Origin of the sequence: Pseudomonas sp. O39 (assembly GCF_045447295.1) — a bacterium.
GTDB classification, from domain to species: Bacteria; Pseudomonadota; Gammaproteobacteria; order Pseudomonadales; family Pseudomonadaceae; genus Aquipseudomonas; species Aquipseudomonas antarctica_A.
On record NZ_JBJGXV010000009.1, the window covers coordinates 49993 to 76888 of the forward strand.

Here is a 26896-nt window from a genome sequence, read left to right on the forward strand (position 1 = left end):
AGATCCAGGCGGAAGGTTATACCACTCGACCAAGCGTTTCCTCAGGGTGTTGAGCACTGGACACCCCAAAATCAGATAAGTCCTGCGCGGCGTGTAGGAACGTTATCCAAAGATGCATGCCTGTTGCAGACATACCGCCAGAACAAAGGCTCCGCGCGAAAGCGCTGTGCCAAACGCGCTCGGCTGAGGTGGCATGTACCCCCACCCAGGCCTCTAATTAAACATCAGGTGACGATTCAGACAGTCCCAACCAAAAAAGTAGCTGATAAAACCTACGCAACCTTTGCGTACGAGACCGCTGTCTTGAAAAATAAGTCTTCACCCGCTTCATCCCACTGGTGCTGGGTTGGCAAGCTGACGCCGCCTTTTACATTGCTGACGTCCTTACCTCGCCAGGTCTTGATCGCCTGTTTTCGCGAGCGAATAATCGGCCCTCTGGTCTTGGTGATCGCTCCCGCAGGTTTTGGCAAGACGACGCTATTGATGCAGTGGCGACAAGACCTGCTGTCGGCCACGACACCTTCGACCGTCGCTTGGCTGTCATTGGATGAGGCGGACCGCGACCCTAATCGTTTCCTCGCCTATCTAATCCTGGCGCTGGACCACGCAGGCCTCGATTTGGGGCACCTTACACGGCTGGCACATGCACAAGCGCTGGAAGTCCAACCGCAACGCACGATTACTGCGCTGCTCCACGCACTGGCGCGTTCAGACCGAAAGGTCACTCTGTTCCTGGACGACTATCACACTGCAGCAAACCCTCAACTCGACGCCATCGTTCAGGTCTTGCTGGAACAGGCTTCGCCGTGGCTCGAATGGGTTGTATCCGCACGCCGGCGGCCTGGCTGGCCGCTGGCGAAGTGGAAAGCCAATGGCTGGGTACACGAAGTATCTGCCCAGGCGTTGACGCTCACGCCCTCCGAAACCGCTGCCATCCTGGGCACCGATATACCGGCTGCCGAACTGCATGACTTGCACGAGAGAACCGAGGGTTGGGCTATGGCTGTGCAACTGGCCAGGTTGTGGCGCAGCAGTGGCGATGCATCGTTGTATGGCCTGAATGCCTTTTCGGGGCGTGTCACCGATATGGCCGAGTATTTGACGGGGCAGGTGGTACAGCGCCTGTCATATGAGTGCCAGACTTTTCTGCGTGATATGGCGTTGCTCGAACGCTTCAACGCCGAGCTGGCCGACGCGGTACGTGGCCGTAGCGACAGTGCGCAGTTGCTGGCGCAGTTGGCACATCTGGACGCTCTGCTCGTCCCCTTGGATGCCGGTCGCCAGTGGTTTCGTCACCACCGATTACTCCAGGACTTCCTCAATCAGAGTATCGATGCTGGCGCAGCACGTAACATCTATAACGCCGCAGCCCAATGGCTGGCGGAGGAAAAGGACTGGGTACAGGCCATACGCTATGCATTGCGCGCCCGTGACACCCGACTCGCGGTCGACCTGCTCGTACAGGCCGGCGGATGGGAGGTGGTGCTGCATAACGGTATCCGTTACGCAGAAAGCCTGCGCCAGCAATTCGATGAAAAAGCGCTCAGTACCGAACCGGACCTGTTGCTGCTTCAGGCGTACTTGCACGCCAAGCTCGGCGAACATGCCCTCGCCAACCAATTGCTCGATTTAATCCGCGACCGGGTCCAGGCAGATCGACGGCTTGCGCGAGATTTTCATGTGGTACGCACGCTTGCCGATGGCTATATCGATCAATTCGATCTGCCGAATGGCGAAAGTGCGCCAGGCGACAATATGCTCACCGCCGGAACGCTGGAATGCGCTCGTGCCTTGCAGGCACTGAAACAGGCTCAACTGTCCCTGTCCCTGCAAGTGATTCGCTCGGCGCACGTCAAGATGCGTGTGGTCGGCAGCTCACGAGGTGAGAGTTACTGTCGCATCCATGAGGCACAAGTCCTGGCCTTAACAGGCGATATCGCCGCTTCCGCACAGATAGTCGACATTGCGGTGACTATCGCCGACAGCCAATTCGGCAGCGAGAGCTCCGTCAGAGCGTTGGCGGGCTGCCTCAAGGCGCAGCACCTGTATTGGCAAGGTGCCTGGGCCGAAGCAACACCCTGGGTACGCGACGGTTGGGCCTCACTCAAATACACCGACGCTTGGCTGGATATCACAGCCGTTACCGCTGAGGTTGCATGGCGCACTTCGCTGCGCAATCTTGGACTACAACCAGCGTTACTCGAACTTGCGCAGGTGGCCGAACTCGCCACTGCGCGCAACTGGCACCGGTTGGCACGGTTGGTCATCGCTTGGCGAGTCGACCTACTGGTGCAAGGGGGCGCCTTGACGCAAGCGCGTCAGGAGGCGCTGGCCAATAACCTGGAATGCGCTGCAAAGGCCCCTGATGACTGGCGCAACCATGAGGCCGCAACGTTGGCACTGGCCAGGTTACAGTTCGCGACCGGAGCATCGGCTGACGCACTCAATCACCTGCAGCGCGGCGCGAAACTCTTGCAAGAACGCGGCTTGCAGTTGCCCGCTTGGCGCCTGCAACTCCTGGCGCTGGCCGCCCAAGGCAAAGGCCACCCACCCGAGCAAAACGCGATACTGGCCTCGATACCAGCCCCGGCACTGCCCGGCCTGCTACTGGAAGCCGGGCCTTGCATACTGACTGCGCTGGAAGCCTGCGCCCATACCGCCCACAGCCAGCACGCGATCATCACACGCCTGCGCGGATGGCGCGCCCACCCGGTGCGCTCGCGCCTGTCCTTCAGCGCCAAGGAGACGCAAATTCTCACCTTACTCGCCCAAGGCCAATCGAACAAAGCCATAGCCCTGGCGATGGATATTTCTGAAAACACCGTGAAATTTCATCTCAAGCATGTGTTTACCAAGCTCTGTGTCGACAGTCGCACAGCCGCCATGGCTGCAGCTTTGCGTCTTGGGCTGCTTGACGCGCCGCATTGATCCACCAACCTACCCATGCGGGTAGTCGATGCGGCCCAAACGTCGTCACCTACCCGCCCTGCCCATAGCCTGCGTCGAGCAGCGCGCCATAGCATCCCTCAACACCAGCGAGAGGCTCTCGCCTGGCTCCCCTCACAACGTAAGTACAGCAGGAGATGCCCTGTGGGTATGGACGGCAAAACAGTGCGCGTGGCCACCGACGTCGGCGGTACTTTTACCGACCTCGTGTATTTCGAAAACGATCCGGCCACCGGCGAACAGACGATTCGTACGGCCAAAGTCGACACAACCCCACCGAACTTTGCCCTGGGAGTGCTCAATGTCATCCGTAAGGCGGACGTGGACCTGAGTACCGTAGACTTCCTGGCGCACGGCACCACCGTCGTAATTAATGCCCTGACCGAACGCCGGGGCGTCAAGACAGGGTTAATAACGACCCAGGGCTTTCGTGATGTGCTCGAGATCGCCCGTGCCAATCGCCCGGATTACTTCAACCTGAAATGGGTAAAGCCAACCCCCTTCGTACCGCGCTATTTGCGCCGCGAAATAACCGGGCGCTTGCATACCAATGGTCAGGAGAGGCAACCGCTTGAACTGGCGCAAGTCGCCGCAATCATTGAAGCGTTTCGCGCCGACAACGTACAGGCCATTGCGATTTGCCTGCTGCACGCCTATGCCAACCCGGCCCATGAACAGGCCGTACTGAATGAAGTGCGCAGGCTCTGGCCAGAAGTATCTGCGGTGGCGTCCCATCAGATCACCCGAGAATGGCGTGAGTACGAGCGCTCCAGCACGACCGTGCTATCCGCCTATGTCCAGCCCATCGCCGCACGTTATCTCGATGAGTTAGCCAGCGGTTTACGGGACAGTGGCTACAAGGCTCCGTTGTACATCATGCAGTCGAACTGTGGCATCGACAGTGTCGAGCACGCACGGGAAACACCGATCACCATGGTCGAATCGGGGCCGGCCAGTGGTTTTTGGGCAGCTGCCGAATTGGGACGGCTGATTGACGAGCCGAACGTGCTGGGCCTCGACATTGGCGGCACCACAGCCAAATGCGCACTGATTCGCAACGGCCAAGTGTCGATCAAGACGGACTACTGGATCGAACGTAACCGGATCAATGCAGGTTACCCGATCATGGTTCCCGTGGTGGATCTGGTGGAAATCGGCAACGGCGGCGGTTCGGTCGCCTGGGTTGACGACTTCGACAAACTGCATGTTGGCCCCCATTCCGCCGGCGCCGTGCCGGGGCCTGCCGCCTATGGCAACGGCGGCACGCAGATCACCACCACCGACGCCAACCTGATGCTCGGGCGCATCAACCCGGATTACTTTTGCGGCGGCAACGTGGTGGCCGACCTGCCTGCCGTTGTGCGTGGACTGGACGCCCTTGGCCAGCGCCTGCATTTGCCGCCTGACGAGATCGCACGCGGCGTCGTGCGCTTGGCCAACGACAACATGGTTAACGCGTTGAAGCTGGTGTCTTTGAGCCGTGGGCATGACCCGCGCGAGCTCACGTTGATGGCGTTCGGCGGCGGTGGCGCCATGCATGCCGTTGCACTTGCGCAAGAGTTGGGTGTGCAAAAAGTCATCGTGCCCCGCAATGCTTCGGTCTTCTCGGCTTGGGGCATGACCCTCTCGGACTTGCGACGCGACCTCTTTATCAACCGTTTTGTGCAGACTGCCCACGACGGCGAACTCAAGCAGGCTCAACTGTTTCTCGAAGAGTTGTCGGGGGCCGCCCGCGAACAGTTCGTCGCGCAAGCCATCCCCCCTCAGCACGTCGAAATCCAGATGCATTGCAAGTTGCGCTACCAAAACCAAGAGCATTCGGTAGAAGTGCTGCTCGACCCGAACGAACGCATCGACACGGACTGGGCCGTGATCGAACAACGCTTTCACACGCTCTATGAGCAGCACTACACCTATTCCCTGCAAGCACCCGTGGAAATCATCGGCTTTCACCTGGTGGCCATCGCTCAAATCGGCAAGTTGGCACCTCAGGCCCTGCCCATCACCGGACGACTGATCGGTGATGCCTGCAAGGGTCGGCGACGCGTCGACTACGCCCAGGAAGGCATTCATGAGGCAAGCCTCTATGACTACGCCCTGCTTGAACCCCTGATGACATTTTTCGGTCCGGCCATTGTTGAGGACGCAGGCACTACCGTGGTTGTACACCCCGGCAACCGCGTGCAGGTGGATCGTCTTGGCAACCTGCACATCATGATCAATGGCTGACGGAGTATTCACCATGAGCACCCTCGATATCTTTACGCGCGACATCATCCAGAACTCGCTTCAGGCGATTGCCGACGAGATGTTCACCGCCATGCGCAAAGCCGCCATGAGCCCGGTGATCTACGAAGTGCTGGACATGGGCACAGGCATCACCGACGCCCACGGCGAGATCGCCAGTTCCGGCGCAGGCATCCCAGCCTTTGTCGGTGTACTGGACAAAGCCGTGAAAAAAATTCGCCAGCATCATCCGTTGCCGCAGGACATTGAAGAGGGCGATATTTTTATCAGCAACGACCCTCACGATGGTGCGGTGACTCACCTGAACGACGTCGTATTGGCCATGCCGGTGTTCGCCGACGGCCAACTGGTTGCCTGGACCGCGAATATTGCGCACTGGAACGATGTGGGCGGTCGAGTGCCTGGGTCGTTATCTACGGATGCCACGGATATCTTTCAGGAGGGCCTGCGCGTGGCATCGGTAAAGCTCATCAGCAAGGGCCAACCGATCCGTTCGGTGTTGCAGATATTGCGTGCAAACACCCGTATGCCGGACTTCATGGAAGGTGACCTTTGGGCCGGGGTCGCCGCCGTACGCGGAGGCGCAGCGCGGTTGCGCGAACTCACGGAAAAATACGGTACGGCGCTGTTTTTGCTGGCGATGAAAGACTTCATGGACCTGGGCGAAAAAATGTCGCTCAAAGCCCTGGCCGCATTGCCTGCCGGGCAGTTGAACCTTGAAGAGCTGCAAGACGACGGCAGCCTGTTCAAAGTGCGGATTGATATCCGCAGCAACGAATTGGTGATCGACCTGCGGGACAACCCGGACCAGTGCCTGGGGCCGACCAATCTCAGTCGCGACGGTGCGGTGGTCGCGGCGCAAATGGCGTTCAAGGCCTTGACTACGCCGCAAGGCATCACCAATGGCGGTACTTTTCGCCCCCTGCGGGTGCTGACTCGCCCAGGCTCGTTATTCGACGCCCTGCCGCCCGCCGCCGAGGGCTTTTACTTCGAGAATCTGATTCGGGTGCACGACCTGATCCTGTGCTGCCTGGCCCAGCAGTTTCCCGACCGTTTGCCCGCCGGCAATTTCGCTTCGGTGTGCGCCACAATTATTGGCGGCGTACACCCGGACACCGGCCGCTTGTTCACCCTGGTAGAGCCGGAAATCGGCGGCTGGGGCGCCGAACCCGGGCGCGACGGAAACAATGCTGTTTACTCCGGGTTGCATGGTGAGACCTACAACTGCCCCGTCGAGGTATGTGAGGCTCGTTATGGGCTGTATGTAGAGCGCATGGAGCTGAATGACGAACCCGGCGGCCATGGCCAGTTCCGCGGTGGCCGCGGCGTGTGCATCGACTACCGGATTCGCGCCGATGGCAGCTTCATGACCTGCGGCTACACCCGTTCGGTCATCCCGCCCTGGGGCCTGGACCAAGGTGGCGAAGGCACGCCCAATTATGTCGAGGTCATCCGCAAAGACGGTCAACACGAGCGCTACTGCATGGCCAGCGGCATTGCCTTGAATGCCGGAGACCTGGTCAGAGTGCGCACCGGCGCGGGTGGCGGGTATGGCCCGGCCAGCCGGCGCGACCCGCACGCCGTTCGCGAGGATCTTAAAAATGGCTATATCGACGCCGCAACCGCCCGCTCGGTCTACGGCCTGACACTTTAGCCCCGGGGGGGCATCGCGCCCCCTGACGCTCGGCTTACCAGAACAACAACAAAAAAGAGAGCACCACCATGAAACTGCAACACTCATCGCGTTTATGGGTAGCGCCCGCGCTTGCCTTGATTTTGGGATTCACACCCTCGGCACAGGGCGATCAGTTCATTGGATTCGCCCAGCCGGGAGTACCCGGGAAGTGGGCACTGGAGTCTTTCCCCGTGTTCAGTCGCACCCAAGATGGCGACGTGCGTGCGGGCAGTAATACGGTCCTGGCGTACTTCTCCGAAACCGGCTTTACCGGAACGCAGCGCGATCAGTTGCAGTTCTGGGTCGGTGCCGATGCGGGTTACACCGGCACCAATGGCACGCGCAGCAATGGTTCGTGGGGGGTCGCCTCCCCCAACCTGGGCCTGGCCTATTACTACAACGCGGTAGAACCCACCAGCGAATACGGTTCCGACGACTTCACCACGTTCTGGGTCAACCCAACCCTTTCGCTGGAGTTTCCCAACGGCAACGATGAAGGCACGGGGTATGGCGCTTTTGGCAACCGCTATGGTGCCAGTTTCAGCGTCGCCAACTATCTACGTGTAGGGCGTTTCGCCGCCACATTCACGCCGGTCGGCATCCATTACGCCGCGCGCAATCGTCACGCTACCGACCTTGGCGACGGCGACCCCACTCGGCTTCAAGGCGGTGTCAGCTTGTGGTTTGCAAACATTGCGGCCGGGTACCTGGTGACCGATGACTTATGGCTCGGCGTGCATCACGCCTATCACATCAACAATCGTACGGCCTCGGATTTCAAGGAATCGCGCCAAGGCAAAATCGGCCCGGCGATGACCTACACAGGTTTCAGCAAACAGGGGTTCTACCTGTCGACCAATTTCAACTTCGATTACTACCACAGCGACAACCTGCCCCGTTCCAATAGCTTGACCATGGCACTGGTGAAATTTTTCTAGCGCCACTCCACTCATCTATGAGGAATACCGTATGGACAGCACTACCAGCACGCTTGCGCCACATGACATGCCGGTCATCGTGCGCTGGCTCAACCCGATCGGGTGCCCGACCTTCGACGCCCCTATCGCCGAGCTGCTGCACAGCATCAAACAACCTTCCACCGAGGTTGAGGTCGTGTCGTTTGACATGACCTCAAGCCCCAGTCACCTGGAATACCGCGCCTATGAGGCCCTCACCTATGAACGCACCGTACGCATCGCCCGCGATTGTGCACAGTCGGGCGTGGATGCATTGGTGCTGGGCTGCTTTTACGACCCGGCGTTGGCGGATGCCCGCGAACTCTCCGGTAAAACCCTGGTAGTGGGCCCCTGCCAGGCCAGCCTGCAAGTGGCCGCGCACCTGGCGAATCGGTACTCGATCATTGTCGGCCGTACCAAATGGATCGAGCAGATGCGCAGCCTCGTCCAAAGCTACGGTGCCGGCGACAGGTTGGCGTCAATGCGACCGCTGGGCATGGGCGTGGATGAGTTCCAGCTAGACCACGCGGTGACTCGCCGCAAGATCATCGAACAAGCCAGGCGCGCCGTCGAAGATGACGGCGCCGAGGCCATCATCCTGGGCTGCACCATCGAATTCGGCTTTTTCGAGGAGGTGCAGCGAGAAGTCGGCGTACCGGTGATAGACCCGGTGGTGGCGGCATTCAAAGTGGCCGAAGCCATGGCCGGCATGAAACGCAGGTTTGGCTGGCGCCCAAGCCGAGTGGGCAGTTGTGAGCCGCCACCCGAGGCCGAAATCGAACGATTCGGCTTGTTCCAGGGCCCCGCGCCCATAGGTAATCGCATCAAAGCCTGACCATAAAAAGGATAGCCACCATGAGTGATATTCCCTCGACGCTACAAAACACGGCGGCGCTCAATCGCAACGTGGGTGATGTGTTCAGAGACGTTCCGCTAACGCGTAACCACCTGCAGTGCTGTCTGGTGTTGTTCTTGGTGTTTGCGATTGAGGCGTGGGAGATGATGATCATCGTCTACACCGCGCCGCTGATTGCTGCGGACTTTTCCCTGGATGCACTCGCCGTAGGCCATCTGATCGGCGCGATGTTCATCGGCATGCTGCTGGGTGCGTTGGCCTGGGGCAAGCTGGCCGAGCACATCGGCCGCAAGCGCGCGATTATCTGGAGCCTTGGCAGCTATGGGGTGATCTCGTTGGCCAGCGCGTTTGCACCGGATTATTCCACCTTGTATGCCCTGCGATTGCTGTCCGGAGTAGCGGCCGTGGGCATGATCGTGGTGACGTTTACGCATTTTCAGGAGCTGTTGCCGGTGCGCCATCGCGGCGCGTTGACGGTGTATCTCGCCTCGGGTTGGCCGATCGGAATGTTGTTGGCTTTGGGTGCCACCGTGTGGCTCCTGCCGTACGGTTGGCGCGCCGTTATCGTCTTGAGTTCGCTCGGCGGGTTATGGGCGATTGCCGTGGCGCGCTGGGTACCGGAGTCGCCTTACTGGCTGGCGTCAGTGGGGCGTCAGGAAGATGCCAAGGCAACAATTTATACATTGAGCCAAGGCACGGTGCTCATACCTGAGGGGTGCGAGCTGCAGGTTGATCGTACGACGTCAGGTCGCCAGCGCGATATGTTCGGTGCCGGCCTGCTCAAAGTCAGTCTGCTGCAAATAGCCGTTAATTTTACGTTTTCGTGGGGTTATTGGGGCCTGCAAACGTGGCTGCCGACGTTGCTCCAGCAACGCGGCCTGAGCCTGCCGCAAAGTTACGGTTTTATTGCGTTGTCGGCGCTGTGCATGATTCCGGGCTACATGGCAGCGTCTTATTTGACTGCACGACTGGGCCGTAAAAAAGTCATCATGAGTTTTATTGGCGCAGCGGTCCTTGCCGGCTACGGCTTCGCCAACGCCCAGAGCCTGGAGATGCTCTACCTGAGCAACTTCGCCCTGGCCTTTTTCAGCCTCGGCGCCTGGGGTGTATGGGGTACCTGGATTGGCGAACTGTATCCGACCGCCCTGCGCACAGCAGGGTACGGTTGGGCCATCTCCGCCCAGCGCGTGGCGAACGTGCTGGCGCCATCGCTGATCGGTGCGCTGATCGCCTATGGCTCCTCGTTCAACCTGACCACCACCATCATCAACGCATTCCTGCTGGTCACGATGGTGCTCGCCGCGTTTATTCCCGAAACGGAAGGCGAAGCACTGCGTTGAAGCCCTCTTGCTTCACCGTCAAATCCGACTGATCCAAGGTCGAGTTGCTGGCATTCGCGGGCTGCCCTATCAGATTGAATAGGCTCCTTATCCGGTTCCCGACATCAGTCGGGAGCCCCACATGCCCCTTGGAAACGGAGTTCCCATGGACAACACCCCACCGCCCGGCCGCTTGGTTTTCCCCATGCAGCGCGGGCCTTTTCAGAACAACGGCGCCTCGCCCTGGTACTGCACGCTCAATCTCGGCACGCCAGGGCAAATGCTGAAGTTCGCCATCGACTCAGGCACCAATATCAATTGGGTCACATCAACGCTCTGCCCGGACGATCAATGTGTGCATTTCGCTGATGGCCGTTTTGACGTTGAAGCGTCCAGCACCTTCAGTTTTACCGATTGCCTGCGTCGGCCTTACAGCTTTGGCCCATGGGGCACGATGCAGGTCGAGACGGCTTCAGATGTATTGACTACGCCTGCAGGCGCTCGGTTGGACACCCAGCTGTTTTTAGCCGCACGTTATGAGGGTGAGCAATTCAAACAGCTCGACTGGGACGGCGCACTGGGCCTGCCTTGCAGCAGTGCGCATGTTGAGAGTCGCAACTCGTTTGTGCTCCAGGCATTGATGCGTGAGGGGCAACTGTCCCCGGCCTACCCCTTTGTGGCGTTTGACTGGAACAGCCATGAGCGCAATGGCACCTGCGAAATGGGCGCCGTCGACCCTCTAAAAACCCAGGGCCCACGTCTGTTTTTACCCTGGTCCGTCTACACCGCCTTGCCCGGGATTGAATACATCTGGTCGACCGAACTCAAGTCTTATTCAGTCGGCACAGAACAACTGGCCTCCAATATCAAGTTCGCTATCGATTCCGGTTCTTCGCGGTTCAAGGGTGACGATACATTGATGCGCCAGACACTGGCCCGTATTGCCCAGGGAGGCGAACCTGACGTTGTGCTGAAATTCGCCGACGGCGAAATCACATTGGGAGCCAATCTCTACAACTGCCTGATCGAAGAAGGTCCGCAAAAAGGTCAGGTGCTGCCACAGTTCAATGCACTGGGTCTCACCGACCTGGTGCTGGTGGGGTCAGTGGTAATGGAGCATTGCTACACGGTGTATGAATACCAAGTGGTGAAATGCTCGAACACGGTTTACTCCCTGTCACCGGTGGGCGTCTGGCTATTCAATCGCCCTGATGGCCCGCAGATCATTACGCAATCTTCTTCGCGGCGCTTCGCCCCCGGCGAACGAACGGTGCTCAACGGGAGGACCACCCTGCCCGGTGTTGCCAGTCAAGCTGTCTCGGTCGCGGGCACCTGGCAGAACGACTATGGCTCATTGATGACCCTGAACGTCTTGGACCGGCAAGTCTGCGGCACTTATCAATCTTCAACAGGCTCAACCGGCCACTACGCAATCCGCGGATTTGCATCGGGGGCAGGTGCCTCGCGCATTAAAAATCAGCCGTTGGCATTGGCCATTGAGTGGCACGACCTTGGCGAGGAAACGAGCGATCCAAGTTGGAACTGGGTCTCGGGATTGAGCGGGCAGTTGAGTACTGACGATAGAGGTGATGTGCTGACACTGTCGCACCTGTTGGTCGCATCCAGTGACTTTCCTGACTTCGCGAACCGCGGGAACTACCTCGACAAGCTGGTTTATCATCGAGTGGCAAAGCAACCCCTGACCACATCCTTTGACCCGATCGAATCGATACCGGTCGAAAACGCGTTAGCCGGCCACTGGGTCGCACTCGATAAAACGACCCTGTCATTGATTGTTGAGGCTGACAGCCGACATCGATTCGGGGTTGTTCGAGGCTATTTAACGACAAGCGACACTGGCACCGCTGTCGAACTCACCGGTTTTACCGACATCAATGCAGTCACCAGCAAGCTCGCGTTTCAATCCGTTAGCTTGACCGTAACAAATACACAGGACGAAACCGTTTCAACACTGTGCGGCACCTTGGACTTTATGGGGCAAACGTTGAATTTACTGGTATTGGCAAGTTCGCCAGTTACCCCTACACAGGCCTACCTCGCAACGAAGATTTCTTCGTTGAGTTTCATCCGCACTACTTCACCAGTCTCTTTTCCTTAGACGGCCTGTACCCGAAATACGCGCTATAGCACTTGCTGAAATGACTCGGTGAGACAAACCCGCACGCCACCAGCACGTCCACTTGCGATAGCTCTGTGTGCTGCAACAAGCGCCGCGCCTCGGTTACACGCAGTTCCATGTAATAGCGTTGCGGTGTGGTGCCCAGTTGCTCTTTGAACAGTCGCTCAAGCTGGCGGCGCGAGCGGCCGGCGTAAACGGCCAGTTGGTCCAGCTCCAGGGGTTCTTCGAGGTTGGCGTCCATCAGTTTGACCACTTCACGCAGCGGCGCGCTGACGCAGACATTTTCCGTCGGTTTGATGCGTCGGTAGCGCGATTCTTCGAAGGCGAGGATGTCTTCGATGCCTTCGACCAACGCCTTGCCGTGCAAACCTTTGATCCAATCCAGGGCCATGTGGAAAGCGCCCGAGGGGCTGGACGCGGTCAGTCGGTCGCGGTCGATCACGTAGGGTTCGCTGGTGACCTGGGCGGCCTTGGATACTTCCGCCAGCGCCGGGCGATGCTCCGGGTGGATGGCGCAACGGTAGCCCTGCAGCAGCCCGGCGCGGCCCAGGAACCAGGAGCCGTTCCACAAACCGGCGAGGCTGACACCCTGTTCGGCGGCGCTGCGCAATAGATGGATAAAATCGTCGCCCGCTTTGAGTTCGGTGCGAAAGCCGCCGCAGACGACCAATAAGTCCAGGTCCGGCAGCACCGACAGCGCCAGGCGTGCATCGGGGCGGATCACCAGGCCCAGGTCGCTGATGACTTCGCCATCGCCGCAACCAAACGTACGGGTGGCAAACAGCTCGGGGCGAAGCAGGTTGGCGGTGATGAGCGTATCGAGGGTCTGGGTGAATGCGGGCAGGGAGAAGTGTTCGAGCAGCAAAAACCCGACGCGCGTGACCTGCGACGGCGGCTGGGCGTTTTCATTCAGGTAGCGCAGGTTCTTGCCTTGCATGCCACCGCTGAACTGGCGTCTTTCCATCGAGGGTTGGCCCACTCTTATTGTTGATGCAGTGGGCGCTATCTTAGGGGCAAATGCGGGAGCTGTCCCAGTGCATTGCCGCGAAGGGTAATGCCTGATCTTTAGAAAACCGCCGGCCTTTCGGCCCCGCAACCTCGCAGTTGTCGGACCATCTGATACGGTTTTTTCTTTGCTATCTGCGCCTGTATCGAAATGACGCCGAAGCGGACAATGGGCGCCATCCCGACATTCCCGTCGCTCCCCTTCCCTTCGGAGGCCTTATGACCAAGATGGCAATTTTTCTGTTCGGCTTTTTGGTGTTGACCATCGGCATTGGCTTGCTGGCGACCATCTCACCGGTGTGACACCGAAACCGGCCGGGCCGCTTGCGGGGTCATCGACGCACCCGATCAACTGACAAAGAGCATCGGGTACAACGACAACACCAACAACCCGGCCATCGACCAATTGAACACTCTTATCCAGCGTGGCTCGCGCAAGACATTACGCAGGCCGGTGCCGAAGCCTGCCCATACGCACACGCTGGGCAAGTTGACCACTGCAAACACCAAGGCAATCACCAGCACGTTGGTCACGTAACCCTCAGCCGGCGTATAGGTGGTGATCGCGCCCAGCGCCATGATCCATGCCTTGGGGTTGACCCATTGAAATGCGGCTGCGCCTAAAAAGGTCATGGGCTTGCCGTGCTCACCACTGCTGTCGGACATGCCCCCGGACGTCGCAATCTTCCACGCCAGGTACAGCAAGTACGTCGCGCCCACATAGCGCAACACGGTGTAGGCCCAAGGGAAGAGCTTGAACACTTCACCCAGGCCCAGGCCTACCGATATCACCAACAGCATGAAACCAATACTGATCCCCAACGCATGGGGAATCGACCGGCGGAACCCGAAATTCACCCCTGACGCGAGCAACATCGTGTTGTTGGGCCCTGGGGTAATTGAAGACACGAAGGCAAACAGCACAAAGGCTGACAGCAGGCTGGTAGACATGAACATGGCGCGGCATCCAAGCGGTGATGGTATGCCTGCGACAGTAGTCGGTTGCGGTCACAACCGCCCCGTACAGCTAGGGGTGGATCGAGGAATACACTTTGGCCCTAGTCAAAAATAGTCCATCAGGTTTACCACGGATAACGAGGCTTCACCTCGACTGGAAACGGTTCCCGACGACTGCACCGGGAGCCGTTTATCTTGGCTGACAACACACGTTGCTCAGTTTTGTGGCCGTTGCTTGGTCGAGTCCAGTTCGGCTTTTTTACCCGTGGAAATCTCGGTAATTTGCGCGGACTTGGCGATGGCGAAATCGAACGTGTCCTGCATTTTGGCAATGGCGTCGGTCGACGTACCGTTCAACCCGCCATTGGCGGCCCAATCGAAGTTCCACACCCCCGAAAGGTTATCGGCACCGGCCACGTCGTGGGTTTCGATGGCGGTGAACACATCCGGATGGCGCTCCATGTACTTGGCAGCGTCGGATACCTCCGTGGGCACCTTGCCGGAGGTATTATTGGCCAACTGCGTCAGCTCTTGCTTGGTAATCGCTGACTTGCCCGTCTGGCGCATATAGTCGGCAATGACCTTGCTGGACTTGGCAATGTTCAACTTGTCATCGAACGTAGACGGTGAGGACTTTGGAGTGTTCGGCCCGCCGGCCGTGGGCGTTACGGTAGTAGACATCGGCGCTGCTCCCTCAATGGAACGAATGAAATCGTCGTGCTGACGATACCCCGACGCGGACGTTAGCATGGGCAAAGGGCCATTCTTCACGCTTCACAACATTTCACAACGGCAGGCCGGTTTTCGCCGCGTATTCGGCGGTTTAACCACGACAATTGTTGCGTCACCCAGGCCTTGCGCAAGGACGCAAACCTGGGCGGCACAGGGTCCGCTTTGCCAGGCAGAGTGCGTAAGCGTTGGCGGTCGTCTGACGATACCGCCGAGGGCTTGCAGTGCTTGATCAATCAGCGGCTTCGCCTCGCACATCGCGCTGCCTGACCAGCCCTTCGAGGGTAAACCGCGCCTGTGTCAGCACCACGTCGCGCACCAGTTCCATTTCCTTCAGATTGACCTCGGCCCAGTTCAGCGCTTCCAGCAACTTGGGTTTCTGCACCCGAAACGCCAGCCCTTGGGTGAACAGCGCCATGGAATGAATCACTGTGCGTTCGTCCTCCACTGCAAAGCCGGCCAGGCGCGCGATCAGTTGGCGGATTACCCGACCAATGCGCGCCTTGAAACGGTCTTCAAAAGCGGTGGTCGCACTTTGTGGGCACAAGCCTGCCTGATGGCGATCCAGAAACGCGCGCCAGGCGGTGGTCTGTGGGCTGTCCTGAATGGTCGAAACCACAGTGCCCAAAATGCCTAACGACACGTCGATCAAGGTTTTATCGTCCGCCTTTGCATCGGCCAGCGCGCCTTCGGCGGCTTCCACGCTTGGCGCCATCTTGCGCCACAACAGCGTGATCAAGTGCTCGACGCACTCCAGGTAAACGCCTTCCTTGCCGTCAAAGTAATACTGGATCGCCGGTGCATTGACCCCGGCCGCCGTGGCGATGTCGCGGGTGGACGCGCGGTCGTAACCGCGTTCACCAAACACCGCAACCGCCGCTTCGACAATGCGCGCACGGGTTTCTTCGCCACGCTGGTAGCCACCTTCGGCGGCTGGTTTATGTCGTGCCATGTGCAGCTCCTTTCGAATACCGGACCAAAATATACCAGTTGACAAAAATTCGCGAAAAATAGAATTTATTCCATCCGTTATAAAACTGGAGTGACCCGATGTCCGCTGCACCTCCCTCCCCTCAGGTCATTCCTGAAGACACCGTCAATGGCCAGCGCAGCAAGGCGCGACGCATACTCCTGGGCATTGCCACCGTCGCGCTGTTGATCGGCCTGGGCTGGGCCGCCTGGTGGTGGCTCACCGGGCGCTTCATCGAGACCACTGATGACGCCTACCTGCAAGCCGACAGCATCAGCGTGGCACCCAAGATCAACGGCTATGTGGCCGACGTGCTGGTCAGCGACAACCAGAACGTGAAGCGCGGCGACGTGCTGGTGCGCCTGGATGCGCGCAAGTACCAGGCGGTCAGCGATGAAGCGTCGGCCACGATTGCCGCACGCAATGCCGACTACGCCAAAGCCCAGGCCGACCTGGTGCAACAGGACTCGACCATCGCCGAGGCCCGCGCCCAATTGCAAGGCGCACAAGCCGATGCGCAACATGCTCAAACCGAAGTTGCGCGCTACGCGCCGTTGGCCCGCTCGGGCGCCGAGCCGCAAGAGCGCCTGGCGCAACTCAACAACCAATTAGCTCAAGCGCGCAGCACCGTGGCTGCCAAACAAGCAGCTTTGCGTTCCAGCCAGACCCGCTACGGCACGCTTGAGGCCCAACTCAAACAGGCACAGGCGCAACTCGGCGTGGCCAAGGCCAGTGAGGCGCAGAGCCAACTGGATGTCGATGATGCGGTGATTCGCAGCCCGCTGGATGGGCGTGTGGCCGATCGGGGCGTGCGTGTCGGCCAGTACGTGCAACCGGGCACCCGCCTGTTGACGGTGGTGCCGATCAGCGCGATTTACCTCACGGCCAATTACAAGGAAACCCAGATCGGCGAAATGCGCCCCGGGCAGTCCGTCACGGTGCATGTGGATGCATTGCCGGGGCGCAATCTGCAGGGGCATATCGACAGCCTGTCTCCCGGCACCGGCGCGCAGTTCGCTTTGCTGCCGCCGTCGAATGCCACCGGTAACTTCACCAAAATCGTGCAGCGTGTACCGGTGCGCATTGCCCTGGATATACCGGATGACCTGCGTGCGGCATTGATGCCAGGCCTGTCGGCGACCGTTGAAGTCGACACCCGCACCCACGCCGCAGATGCCAATCATGGCTGAGGCGCTGATGGCCGATGCGGTCGCAGAAAAGCCGCGCAACGCCTCGCTGACCGACTGGATCGCCGTCGCCGCCGGAGCGCTGGGCGCCTTGCTGGCGACGCTGGACGTATCGATTACCAACTCGGCACTTCCGCAGATCCAGGGCCAGATCGGCGCGACCGGCACCGAAGGCACGTGGATCGCCACCGGCTACCTGATGTCGGAAATCGTCATGATTCCCCTCGCCGCCTGGCTGACCCGCGTATTCGGCTTGCGCCGATTCCTGATTGGCACCGCCTTGATGTTCACGGCGTTTTCGATGTTCTGCGGCCTGTCCTCAAGCCTTGGCGCGATGATCGCCGGGCGCATCGGCCAGGGGTTTGCCGGCGGCGCAATGATCCCGACCGCCCAGACCATCGTGCGTACCCGCCTGCCCCCGCACCAACTGGCGATCGGCACGACGATGTTCGGCATGACCGTGATTCTCGGCCCCTTGCTGGGCCCGGTGATTGGCGGCTGGCTCACGGAAAACATCAACTGGCGCTGGTGTTTCTTTCTCAACCTGCCCATCAGCGTCGCCCTGATTACCTTGCTGATCACCGGCCTGCCAACCGAACGGATGAACCTGCAACGCTTTATCAGCGCCGACTGGCTGGGCATTCTCGGCCTGGCCATGGGCCTGAGTTCGCTCACTGTGGTGCTGGAAGAAGGCCAGCGTGAACACTGGTTTGATTCGCTGCTGATTATCTGGCTGAGCATCGCCACCGTGACCGGGTTCTTCCTGATTGCCGTCGGCCAGTTCAGGTCGAGTACGCCGATCCTGCGCCTGCAACTGGTGCTCAACAAAAGCTTTGGCAGCGTGCTGCTGATCGGTACCGCCGTGGGTGCCGGGATCTATGGCACGGCGTACCTGGTGCCGCAGTTCCTCGGCATTGTCTCCGGCTACAACGCTCAACAGGCGGGCGCCATCATGTTGTTGTCGGGGATTCCGGCGTTTCTGCTGATGCCGGTCTTGCCCAGGATGCTCGGCCGCTATGACCTGCGCTGGATGGTCGGTGCCGGCCTGTTGCTGTATTGGGCCAGTTGCTTCGTCGACACCACACTCACGACGGACAGCGTCGGCCATGACTTCGTTTGGTCCCAACTGCTGCGTGGCTTCGGGCAGATTCTGGTGATGATGCCTCTCAGCCAGCTATCGATGCGCTCAGTGGAGACCCGCGATGCCGGTGATGCCGCCGGGCTCTACAACATGTCGCGCAACCTCGGCGGCACCATCGGGCTGGCATTGCTGGGCGTGCTGATGGACCGGCGCAGCCATTTTCACGACGACATGTTGCGCGAAGGCATCCAGGCCAACAGCCAATTGGCCCAGGACCATATGGCGAGCAGCGCCGCCAGCTACCTGGCACAAACCGGCGATGCGTCCACCTCACAGTTACAAGCCTTTGCGCAACTGGCCAATGACATTGCGCGACAGGCTTCGGTGATGGCCTACAACGACTCGTTTTATCTACTGGGACTCGCGATGCTGGCGTGCCTGCCCCTGATCTTCATCCTGAAAAAGCGCACGGTACCACGATGATTCCTCGCACCCTTCCCGTCCTACTGAGCGTTGCGCTGCTGTCCGCCTGCACCGTAGGCCCGGACTACCATGGCGCGCCCAATGTTGCGCCGAAAACCCTGGCGGCCGGGCATTTGCCCCATGCCGATAACACTGCCTCGGCCACGCCCGCAGTAGCGCAATGGTGGCGGACACTCGGCGATACGCAACTCAATGAACTGGTCGCCAAGGCCCTGCAAAACAGCCCGGACATAGCTACCGCCCAGGCACGTTTAAAACAGTCCCGCGCCAGCCTCAGCGGCGCACACGCCAACGCGATGCCCAAGGTCACGGGCGACGCGGCAATGCTCAAACTACGCTCGCCCGACACCTCGGCACTGGGTGGCAGCAGTGGCGGCGGCCGAGGCCCATTGAGCCTGTACCTCGCCGGTTTCGACGCCAGCTGGGAAGCTGACCTGTCCGGCGGCACCCGGCGTGCCGTCGAAGCAGCCCAGGCAGAAGCCGACGCGAGCGAGGCGCAACTGGCCGATGCTCAAGTGCAACTCGCCGCCGAAATCGTCCAGGCCTACACCGACCTGCGCGACCAACAAGCCCGTCTTGCGCTGGTCGAAGCCAGCATCGACATCGAAAACCAGGCCCTGGACCTCACCCAGCAACGCCGCGACCGGGGCGTTGCCTCGCAACTGCAACTGGAGCAGGTACTGACCCAAGCCGAAAACACCCAGGCTCAGCGTTTGCCACTGCAAGCCGCCATCGTCGAGTCCCTCGACCAACTCAGCCTGCTCTGTGGCCTGGAACCCGGCGACGTGGACAGCCAGCTCGCCACGGCCCGCGCCCTGCCCGCCATCCCCAGCGCCGTGCCCGTTGCCGACCCGGCGGCCCTCTTGAAGGCCCGCCCGGACATCCGCATGGCCGAGCGCAAACTGGCGTCGAGCACGGCGCAGATCGGTGAAAAAACCGCCGATTGGTTTCCCAAACTCAGCCTGATGGGCGACCTGTCCTTTTCGGCCAGCGACCCTGGGCACCTTGCGCGCAAGGACAACGGCACTTGGTTGATCCTGCCGCGGATTACCTGGAACGCCCTGGACTTCGGCCGCGTTGCTGCCAGTGTCAACGGCGCAGAGGCCGGACGTGATGAGGCGCTTGCGCAGTACAAGCGCGTGGTGCTGAGTGCGCTGCGCGATGCGGATGTGGCGTTGGCGCGCTATGGTCATCAACGCCAGAATGTCGTGCTGTTGCGCAATGTAGAATCGTCGGCAGTGCGTGCATCCGACCTGACACGCCAGCGTTATCGTGCCGGCACGGCGAGTACGCTCGACTGGCTGGATGCGGAACGTACACGCTACCAGGCGCAAGAGAGTCGGATTTCAGGGGATGCGGAGTTGCTCAAGGATTTCGCCTCCCTGCATAAAGCGCTTGGGTTAGGCTGGACGCTGTAAAAGGGCTGCAAACTCATCAACCAGGGAAGTACATGATCCACATTCGTGAAGCGACTAACGCCGATATTGATACGCTGCGCGAAGTCGGTTGCGAGACCTACCGCGAACATTTTTCGACGTTATGGTCTCCTGCCGGCATGCAGGGTTTCCTCGATCAAGACTTCTCAGCCAGTGCACTGGGCCGGTCACTCGAATTGCCCGAAAGGCAGGTCTGGCTGATTGCTTCAGACGAACGTGGCAAGGCCGTTGGATTTGCCAAGGTCAACTGGTCAACGCCTGCGCCTTTAACCGGTGAAGTGGGTGCAGAACTGCAGAAAATCTACTTCCTGAAATCCGCCGCGGGGATGGGTTACGGAAAACGACTGTTGCAGTTCATTCGTGAAAAAGCCGCCCAGCGCGGGGAACGCTTGCTTTGGCTGGACGTGCTCAAAACCAATGCAAATGCGCAGCGCTTTTATGAGACGGTCGGGTTTCAACGCATCGGCGAAATCCCGTTCAGTACGGACCTGGCTGAAATCGGAATGGTGGTGATGGCGCTTGAATTGAAGCCGTAAATGGGGAAACAAATGGAAGAATTGATCCATGGGCTCGACGGGCCCAGAACGGCTCAGCAGGAACTGTTTTACGACCTTGAAGACGCGACCGCTGTTATCGGCTGGTCGGTGGTTGAGCTGACGGCCATGGCGCAAAGTGGCAGAACGCCGGATGAAGCCGTGGCGCTGATGAAAGTGTGCGCGCTGTTGGTGGCTCAACAGGAAAAGCTTGGTGTGTACGCAGAAGAGGTCAAAGTGCACCGTATCGTCCGGGCAGAAGCCCCGTGAACAATGCCCGGTTGCTTAGGCCCGCGCGGCGATTACCGGCGAGATAGCGCTTGCGAGGGCTCGGACAGAAGAGGTTTGAGCGCCGTTTCAAGACTTATCGTGAGCGACGGACGGCCACGCGCTGAAGAAAAATATGATCCCAGACGTCATCACGCTGACCCAATAACCGCTTGGGTATAAAAAGGGACCGACCAACGAGGCAATAAGCAAAGCGCCTCCTGCATGCCGTCGACGCTTGGGGGTGAACCACGCCCGGAACGCGTCAAGTTTTTTACTGACCACTCCCACACTCCTTGTTGATCAGCAGAACACCCTGCCACTCACTTTAACGACGGCTATTCTCTTTGAAAATTTAGTCTGACCCCGTTTTTTCAGTCGATGATGACGTCGCCGCCTTCCGCCTTCAAACGGGCGAGGTTGTCCTTCATCTGCTGCAAACGGTCGGGCGAATGCCCTTGCCACTTCGTCACCTCGGCAACAACCCGCAGTGGTTCGGCGGAACGATAGGACAGCGTGGGATTTCCGGGAAATTTCTTATCCGTCAAATTGGGATCATCCATCATTGACCCCGTTGGCTCTACGACATAAATCCGCTCTGCCCCGCTGCCAAGCGCCAGTTCAGCGCCCCAGATTGCAGCATCCAGCGTGCCCGCGAAATATACCCAGGACAGCGGCTCACCTTCCGTGAAGTTGGATGGGTAGCCGACGCGAATCAAGTCGCCTGGCTCCAGGTCTGCCCGTGTGCCATGAAAGAACTGGCGGGTGAACATGCTGGCCGTGTTTGACATGGGCTTGGTGCTCCGTGGATGAATGGCGAGGTCAAGCATAGGGTCTGGCCCGTTTTTACGCCAAAGCCAGGACCTGTTCGTGGCTTCGCATCAGCGCTGATCAATCTCAATCTTCTGCGTTGGATCGGGGCTGTATTTTTGGCGTTTCAACTGGGGGTCACCTTTGGCCAGGCAAAAGAAAAATATTTCCGCCTCTCCACAGCCACCGTGCAATGCACACTCGCTCGCCTGCATATGGTCAAGCATGATTTCTCGTCCCTGAGACTCACAAAATACGTTCGCCTCTTTCAGCGCCTGGCCTTTTGCAGAGGCGGGACCACCGAAAGGAACTCTCGTCGAGATGGTGTAAGTATCAGGCCCAACTTTCATAGGTCCGCTGTCTGCACACCCTGCAAGCATCGCTATCACTAAAAGCACCAAGCAAGTTTTCATTTTCATCCCCCAAGATAGCAACGAATGTACATAGCACCTCACCACCTCGCCCCATAATTTTATTTTTTGAACTACACACAGCAGCAAACGGGGTCACACCACTATTTTCTTTGAAAAAGTAGCCTGACCTCGCTTTTCAGTTGAGGCTCAATCCAACTTATCGATCTCTTGTCTCGCCATCGTGATTCCAATACTCAGCGCATCCTCATAGGCTTTGTGCAAGATGTCGGATTCTCTAAACGTCGGAATGACCTCGTGCCCGTTTTTGCTGATACTGATAGTGACGGTGAAACCTTCGTCAGTGTTCTTGTCGGATGGACCGGTAATGCGTACAGCGATGTCAAATTCCTTATAGTCGGAAATGTCTGTGTGCTGCTTGGATCTGCTGCGCATATCTATACCCTCGCCTAATGAGCAACAACCATAGCCGAGGTTTTTCACACCGTTGTATACCTACCCTGCTCGCTGCTGCCGGTAACGTTGAACAGTGAAAAATGACGGCAACCCATTGCCTTCTAACTTTCCTGCGCCCAATAAAAAACCCCGTAGACGTTAATCTACGGGGTTTCTAAGAGTGGAGGCCGAGGTCGGAATCGAACCGGCGTAGGCGGATTTGCAATCCACGATATTTCTTATATAAATCAATTTATTGGATCGATTAAAGTTCCGCATCTCCGCTATTTTCATGCGAGCGCAGCTCAGATATTCCCTGCAGGCCGCGTAGGGTTGCGGAACTATATCTGGTCCCCCCTCTCATGTCCCAACGACCCAATAATGCGCGCTAAATAACAGATCAATCTAGCTGAAAACATAGATTCCCCATAAAAGTGTGCTCGCATTCGTCGACTTCAAGACTGCCCTTTAAAGTCAAGCTGCTGCAGCTCTCAAAGTCACCGCTGTTTGATTACTCGCGACCACCGACCCGGTTGAAACCCCACATATCGCAAGTGGTTTTTTTAGTTTGGGAACCTTCTCCCCTTCTACTGGCTTCCTACCAACCGATTGCCGCCTACTTAAACCGGCTACTGGCTAGGCCACTCACACTGTTCAACTTGGGCCTGGGCACCTAGCTCCGAAAGGCTTACGATTAGAAGCGTCAGACGTTTTTCACGGGTGAGGGCAGCTGACGATCACACTTGTAAAAATGGCACACCGCCATTATGCTGCAGCAGCGTTAAGCGACCTACCAATAGCTAAACTTCAAGATTAAATAGCACTAACTTAAAAACACTATTTTGCAAGATAGACCAACACCACGAAAAAGGATTATCACAAAACTATGGACGCAAACGAACACCGCCTGTACGACCGAATTAAAAGCAACATCCTTAACGAAGACATAGGCGAAGAGTACGAAAGATTTATCATAAAAAACAAAAGACGAAAAATGCTCACCTGGCTTATATTTTTAATATTTTGCCTTATATTCATCTTTGCAACACTAAAAATAATCAACCCTTCTTTAGTGAACTCATTTAATAGCACATTAATCATTATATCCATTATGGCAATAAGCTTAGGCGCCGCCATACTCAATTATTTAGAACCATCAACGAGAGTCAAAAACGACTCCAATACACCCGACAACCTAAACAGACTTAAGAGCGTGGAAAAACAGCTCTTCGAATTACGCTTGTTATTGCGTCAACAACAAAAAAATGAAACTCAAAATTTTACTACGCAGGATAAAGAAAGAGTAATCAGCAACATACAAGCAAAGTTGGAATCCGAAGCTCTGAGCGATTACATCTCAGGCATAAAGCAGATACTTACAAACACAACAAAAGCTGTTGTACTTGAGGATCAGTTCAGCAAAACCACTCTTAGACTGTCTTTAGAAATTGATAATTTAGCGAAACGTGGTAATTTAAATCTCTTTCTAGGAATTATGACCACTCTGATTGGCCTGAGTGCATTAGCGTACTCAGTATTTAACTCCCCAAGTACACAATCCCCCGAAGAATTGCTAGTTCATTTCATTCCCAGAGTTTCATTAGTATTACTCATCGAAGTATTTGCTTACTTTTTTCTGCGACTCTACAAGCAAAGCCTATCCGAAATTAAATATTTTCAAAATGAAATTACCAATATCGAATCAAAACAAATAGCGACGAACATCGCGATCAACAATAAAGCCCCAAAACCAATTAATCAAATTATAAACACATTATCAAAAACCGAAAGAAATTTTGTTTTAAATAAAGGCCAGACAACGATTGACCTAGAGCGAGAGCGACTCAGTAATCAGACAAATACAAATGCTTTGAACACTTTAAAAACTGTGCTAACCAATAAAAAACAATGAATGAGTTAACATTCATAACGTACTATCTAACAGGCATTCTTAACATCTGATTTTAAGACAATCTGCTCTCCGAGATTACCACTTCAACCGCAAGGTATCTGTCACAATGCAAATATTTTTTGCTCCTCTCTTTTTAACCTCTTTACTAATTTTCATTTTCGGCTTCCTTTTTGGTCAATCTTGGGATCTCGGATGGCAGTTACCTATGGGCGTGACGATTAGCATATTTATTGCCACACTCTCCTTATTCATAACAATTCACCATTTCTATGCCGTACGAACTCACAATGAACTTCAGATAAAACCCCAGCTTATAGTCGATAGACAATTCAATAGCACCCTTAAAAATGGATTTCAGACCTTTCGTGTCTCTGTCAAAAACACGGGGTTTGGTCCTGCTATTATTGAAAAATATTCATTAAGCATAGGCGGCGTTAAAATACTGGATGCCGATAGCACCTTTGTAGATTTCTTAAAACTCGTAAATAATTTAACACCTGATAAAGGTAAATCAGAAGTTATTGCGATGTACTTATCTAAAGACGAGGGGATCGATAAAAGCTCAGAAAAAATATTGTTCGAGGTAAATATCCCCACCAATGGTCGTAGCTTTATGGAAGGAAGAGAAATTGCTAGAAAGCTAGCGAAGGAAATATTTTTCACCATCGAATATCGAAGCCACTACGGAAGAAAATTCGAAACGCATATGAACCAAAAAACATCTTAACTAACGATGTTGATTCTTCACAAAAAGGCACATTCCAGTGAGTGCGAATGCTATCTACCCTTCAACGAGTGCTTGTCTCGAAATATCGGGGCAGGTCAAGAGGGGCGTGGTAATCACATTCTGCCGTTCCTCGGCCTCATGGTCCATGCACCGCAAAATTCTGCTCGAAGTGTTGAATAGCTGGAGAACGCTTTCTGCCAGACCCGTGAGGGGATCCCTCAGGGTCAGACCACTATTCTCTTTGAAAATGACGGCAGCCCATTGCCTTCTAACTTTCCTGCGCCCAATAAAAAACCCCGTAGACGTTAATCTACGGGGTTTCTAAGAGTGGAGGCCGAGGTCGGAATCGAACCGGCGTAGGCGGATTTGCAATCCACGACTATTTACTTATAAAACAATATCTTAAATAACAATCTATTCCGCAGTGCTTTGACTGCTAAGGCCCTGAAACTCAAGCGGGCAAGGGTGTCCGATTTGAGTTGCGGAACTGTTTTTAGCTCTTCCCGACGTCCTGCCAATCGAGCAGATTGACCCGGCTCTCATCGCCAAGCGCATTACGATGTTGCTTCGTCATGACCAGCGGATAAGATACTGGGCCCCATCCCGCCAAACAGGGAGTTCCTACGGATGAGTAAAGGCATAAAGATGTTGTCTGCTGTGGATGCACGCGGTGCCCGCCACTCTGTCGATAGTCTACAAACACAACATGACAACAACCTGGCGACACCGGCGCTGTTCTGTGACAGCCCCAACTGTGGCAGCGCCGTTCGATTTGTAAAACGACACACGAAAAATCGAATAGATCGGGTTGAACCCATTCATGTGCCGGCCTATATCGGACTGAGCCGAGGGTCTGAGCATATTCTAGGCTGCCGCTACGACGCGCCCGGGCGCCTTAAGTTGATCCTTGCTGCTGCCTCCGACCCCAACTTCATGCATGCGCTGGACGATGGTAAACGCGAACTGCGCCTACTGATTCTCCATCGAGGGTTGAAAGACAAAGGGGCCTCAGGCAATGCAGCCACACCACCGCCATCCGTCACTGGTAACTCGCCACAACGCCCGACAGGATTTCGTGCAACCCACCAACAACTCGACAGCTATCTGCGCACTACCACCGACTTGCTTGCTTTGCGTGCAGCCTGCGATGACGATGAGCTTCTGGCAGCGCAACTGACATTGCGCTTTGGTGAACACACGTTAACGTGGCAAGACTTTTTCTTTGAGTCCGGGCGTTATGACGAAGTCTGGGACAAGTTGGCACCTGGAGCTCAACTCGATATGCCGTTGGCGCTGCTGGGCACTGTCAAATCCCACAGATCGCCACCTGCCAGCGCCACCTACACTACGACTTACCTGAACTGCGAATCTCAATACAACCGCACCGATGATCCAAATCGTCAAGAGTATTTTGAAGTTAGCGTGAGTCATGAGGATGGCGTCTGGCTGCAGACATTTCCAGCGGGTTCGCAGCTCATCATGTTTGGCCTGTGGAGGCGGGGGAAAACCACCGAGTCGACCAAACCACATCCCCGCGATGCAACACGCATTATGACCTATGTCACGCATAAACTTAGCCCGGCGCCTCCGTCCAAGCGACAGCTGGCCGGCGTCACCTGACTTTTCGTGGATCTCATTGTGCGCTCCAGGCTAGGCTGGCGTATTTCCTGGTGGCTGTAGGGAAGCCTAATAATGGGCAATATGAATTATTCTGACGGACTGCTTTCGGCCGATTCTGTTGAAAAAGTCGGATTTTCAGATCGCCTAAACTCAGGCACGACACCACTGGAGAGCCTACTCACCACATTGAGTGGTTTTTCGGCCCTTCGTTGACCGTTGCTGCTCTGTTATTGG

General features: G+C 56.9%; 23 protein-coding genes. 16 read left to right on the plus strand and 7 right to left on the minus strand.

All coding sequences use genetic code 11. From position 1 onward, the window contains the following. The first annotated feature begins 483 nt into the window (after positions 1-483). The 7 genes from ACI77D_RS14435 (at position 484) to ACI77D_RS14465 (ending at position 12118) form a co-directional block, all read left to right on the plus strand. Positions 484-2928, plus strand: a complete 2445-nt coding sequence (locus ACI77D_RS14435) for a LuxR C-terminal-related transcriptional regulator (protein ID WP_407016841.1) — start codon at positions 484-486, stop codon at positions 2926-2928. A gap of 168 nt (positions 2929-3096) precedes the next feature. Beyond that, positions 3097-5175, plus strand: a complete 2079-nt coding sequence (locus ACI77D_RS14440; RefSeq protein ID WP_407016842.1) for a hydantoinase/oxoprolinase family protein — start codon at positions 3097-3099, stop codon at positions 5173-5175. A gap of 13 nt (positions 5176-5188) precedes the next feature. Beyond that, positions 5189-6847 carry a hydantoinase B/oxoprolinase family protein gene (locus ACI77D_RS14445; protein WP_064452575.1) on the plus strand — a complete coding sequence of 553 codons (1659 nt, stop codon included), beginning with the start codon at positions 5189-5191 and terminating at the stop codon, positions 6845-6847. Positions 6848-7059: 212 nt separating this feature from the next. After that, entirely contained in the window at positions 7060-7806 is a 747-nt protein-coding gene (locus ACI77D_RS14450) for a hypothetical protein (RefSeq protein ID WP_407016843.1), read from the plus strand. Between the two features lie 31 nt (positions 7807-7837). After that, positions 7838-8659 carry an aspartate/glutamate racemase family protein gene (locus ACI77D_RS14455; RefSeq protein ID WP_064452577.1) on the plus strand — a complete coding sequence of 274 codons (822 nt, stop codon included), beginning with the start codon at positions 7838-7840 and terminating at the stop codon, positions 8657-8659. A gap of 20 nt (positions 8660-8679) precedes the next feature. Further along, positions 8680-10020 carry an MFS transporter gene (locus tag ACI77D_RS14460; RefSeq protein WP_259762438.1) on the plus strand — a complete coding sequence of 447 codons (1341 nt, stop codon included), beginning with the start codon at positions 8680-8682 and terminating at the stop codon, positions 10018-10020. A gap of 145 nt (positions 10021-10165) precedes the next feature. Then, positions 10166-12118 carry an avidin/streptavidin family protein gene (locus tag ACI77D_RS14465; protein WP_259762436.1) on the plus strand — a complete coding sequence of 651 codons (1953 nt, stop codon included), beginning with the start codon at positions 10166-10168 and terminating at the stop codon, positions 12116-12118. On the opposite strand, the gene ACI77D_RS14470 is transcribed toward ACI77D_RS14465, so the two are convergent. Beyond that, on the minus strand, positions 12093-13076 hold the full coding sequence (locus tag ACI77D_RS14470; protein WP_262668022.1) for a GlxA family transcriptional regulator: 984 nt from the start codon (positions 13074-13076) through the stop codon (positions 12093-12095). The two genes, ACI77D_RS14465 and ACI77D_RS14470, sit on opposite strands and share 26 nt — an antisense overlap. A 167-nt stretch (positions 13077-13243) precedes the next feature. Between ACI77D_RS14470 and ACI77D_RS14475 the strand changes: the two genes are divergently transcribed. Beyond that, on the plus strand, positions 13244-13447 hold the full coding sequence (locus ACI77D_RS14475) for a hypothetical protein (protein ID WP_167353671.1): 204 nt from the start codon (positions 13244-13246) through the stop codon (positions 13445-13447). A 45-nt stretch (positions 13448-13492) separates the two neighbouring features. On the opposite strand, the gene ACI77D_RS14480 is transcribed toward ACI77D_RS14475, so the two are convergent. The 3 genes from ACI77D_RS14480 to ACI77D_RS14490 all read right to left on the minus strand — a co-directional run bounded on the left by ACI77D_RS14480 (position 13493) and on the right by ACI77D_RS14490 (position 15782). Then, positions 13493-14101 (minus strand): LysE family translocator, encoded by a 609-nt coding sequence (locus ACI77D_RS14480; RefSeq protein ID WP_064452580.1) that lies wholly within the window; start codon positions 14099-14101, stop codon positions 13493-13495. Between the two features lie 216 nt (positions 14102-14317). Then, positions 14318-14782 carry a hypothetical protein gene (locus ACI77D_RS14485; RefSeq protein WP_064452581.1) on the minus strand — a complete coding sequence of 155 codons (465 nt, stop codon included), beginning with the start codon at positions 14780-14782 and terminating at the stop codon, positions 14318-14320. Positions 14783-15062: 280 nt separating this feature from the next. After that, on the minus strand, positions 15063-15782 hold the full coding sequence (locus tag ACI77D_RS14490; RefSeq protein ID WP_221294869.1) for a CerR family C-terminal domain-containing protein: 720 nt from the start codon (positions 15780-15782) through the stop codon (positions 15063-15065). A gap of 98 nt (positions 15783-15880) precedes the next feature. Between ACI77D_RS14490 and ACI77D_RS14495 the strand changes: the two genes are divergently transcribed. From ACI77D_RS14495 to ACI77D_RS14515, 5 genes are read left to right on the plus strand one after another with little or no spacing between them, the layout of a single operon-like run. Further along, complete coding sequence (locus ACI77D_RS14495) at positions 15881-16990, plus strand: HlyD family secretion protein (RefSeq protein WP_407016844.1); 1110 nt, start codon at positions 15881-15883, stop codon at positions 16988-16990. After that, positions 16983-18551 carry a DHA2 family efflux MFS transporter permease subunit gene (locus ACI77D_RS14500; protein ID WP_221294871.1) on the plus strand — a complete coding sequence of 523 codons (1569 nt, stop codon included), beginning with the start codon at positions 16983-16985 and terminating at the stop codon, positions 18549-18551. Before ACI77D_RS14495 ends, ACI77D_RS14500 begins: the two co-directional genes overlap by 8 nt. Further along, positions 18548-19969, plus strand: a complete 1422-nt coding sequence (locus ACI77D_RS14505; RefSeq protein WP_407016845.1) for an efflux transporter outer membrane subunit — start codon at positions 18548-18550, stop codon at positions 19967-19969. The genes ACI77D_RS14500 and ACI77D_RS14505 overlap by 4 nt, the downstream gene beginning before the upstream one ends. Positions 19970-20001: 32 nt before the next feature. Then, positions 20002-20523, plus strand: a complete 522-nt coding sequence (locus ACI77D_RS14510) for a GNAT family N-acetyltransferase (RefSeq protein ID WP_221294873.1) — start codon at positions 20002-20004, stop codon at positions 20521-20523. Positions 20524-20535: 12 nt separating this feature from the next. Then, positions 20536-20790: a hypothetical protein gene (locus ACI77D_RS14515; protein WP_064452586.1), complete on the plus strand. Its 255-nt coding sequence runs from the start codon at positions 20536-20538 to the stop codon at positions 20788-20790. A gap of 371 nt (positions 20791-21161) precedes the next feature. Here ACI77D_RS14515 and arr read toward each other — a convergent pair whose 3' ends face one another. From arr to ACI77D_RS14530, 3 genes are all read right to left on the minus strand, one after another. Further along, a complete protein-coding gene (gene arr / locus ACI77D_RS14520; RefSeq protein ID WP_221294875.1) occupies positions 21162-21578 on the minus strand; it encodes an NAD(+)--rifampin ADP-ribosyltransferase in 417 nt (138 codons plus the stop codon). 90 nt (positions 21579-21668) lie between these two features. Beyond that, positions 21669-22010, minus strand: a complete 342-nt coding sequence (locus ACI77D_RS14525) for a hypothetical protein (protein ID WP_407016846.1) — start codon at positions 22008-22010, stop codon at positions 21669-21671. Between the two features lie 147 nt (positions 22011-22157). Further along, the gene (locus ACI77D_RS14530; RefSeq protein ID WP_221294876.1) at positions 22158-22451 is read right to left on the minus strand and encodes a hypothetical protein; all 294 of its coding nucleotides are present in this window, start codon (positions 22449-22451) and stop codon (positions 22158-22160) included. A gap of 838 nt (positions 22452-23289) precedes the next feature. Here ACI77D_RS14530 and ACI77D_RS14535 point away from each other — a divergent pair. The 3 genes from ACI77D_RS14535 to ACI77D_RS14545 all read left to right on the plus strand — a co-directional run bounded on the left by ACI77D_RS14535 (position 23290) and on the right by ACI77D_RS14545 (position 26662). Then, positions 23290-24315 carry a hypothetical protein gene (locus ACI77D_RS14535; RefSeq protein ID WP_407016847.1) on the plus strand — a complete coding sequence of 342 codons (1026 nt, stop codon included), beginning with the start codon at positions 23290-23292 and terminating at the stop codon, positions 24313-24315. Between the two features lie 106 nt (positions 24316-24421). Continuing rightward, the gene (locus ACI77D_RS14540; protein WP_407016848.1) at positions 24422-25042 is read left to right on the plus strand and encodes a hypothetical protein; all 621 of its coding nucleotides are present in this window, start codon (positions 24422-24424) and stop codon (positions 25040-25042) included. Positions 25043-25669: 627 nt separating this feature from the next. Then, positions 25670-26662: a hypothetical protein gene (locus ACI77D_RS14545; RefSeq protein ID WP_407016849.1), complete on the plus strand. Its 993-nt coding sequence runs from the start codon at positions 25670-25672 to the stop codon at positions 26660-26662. The last annotated feature ends 234 nt before the right edge of the window (positions 26663-26896 follow it).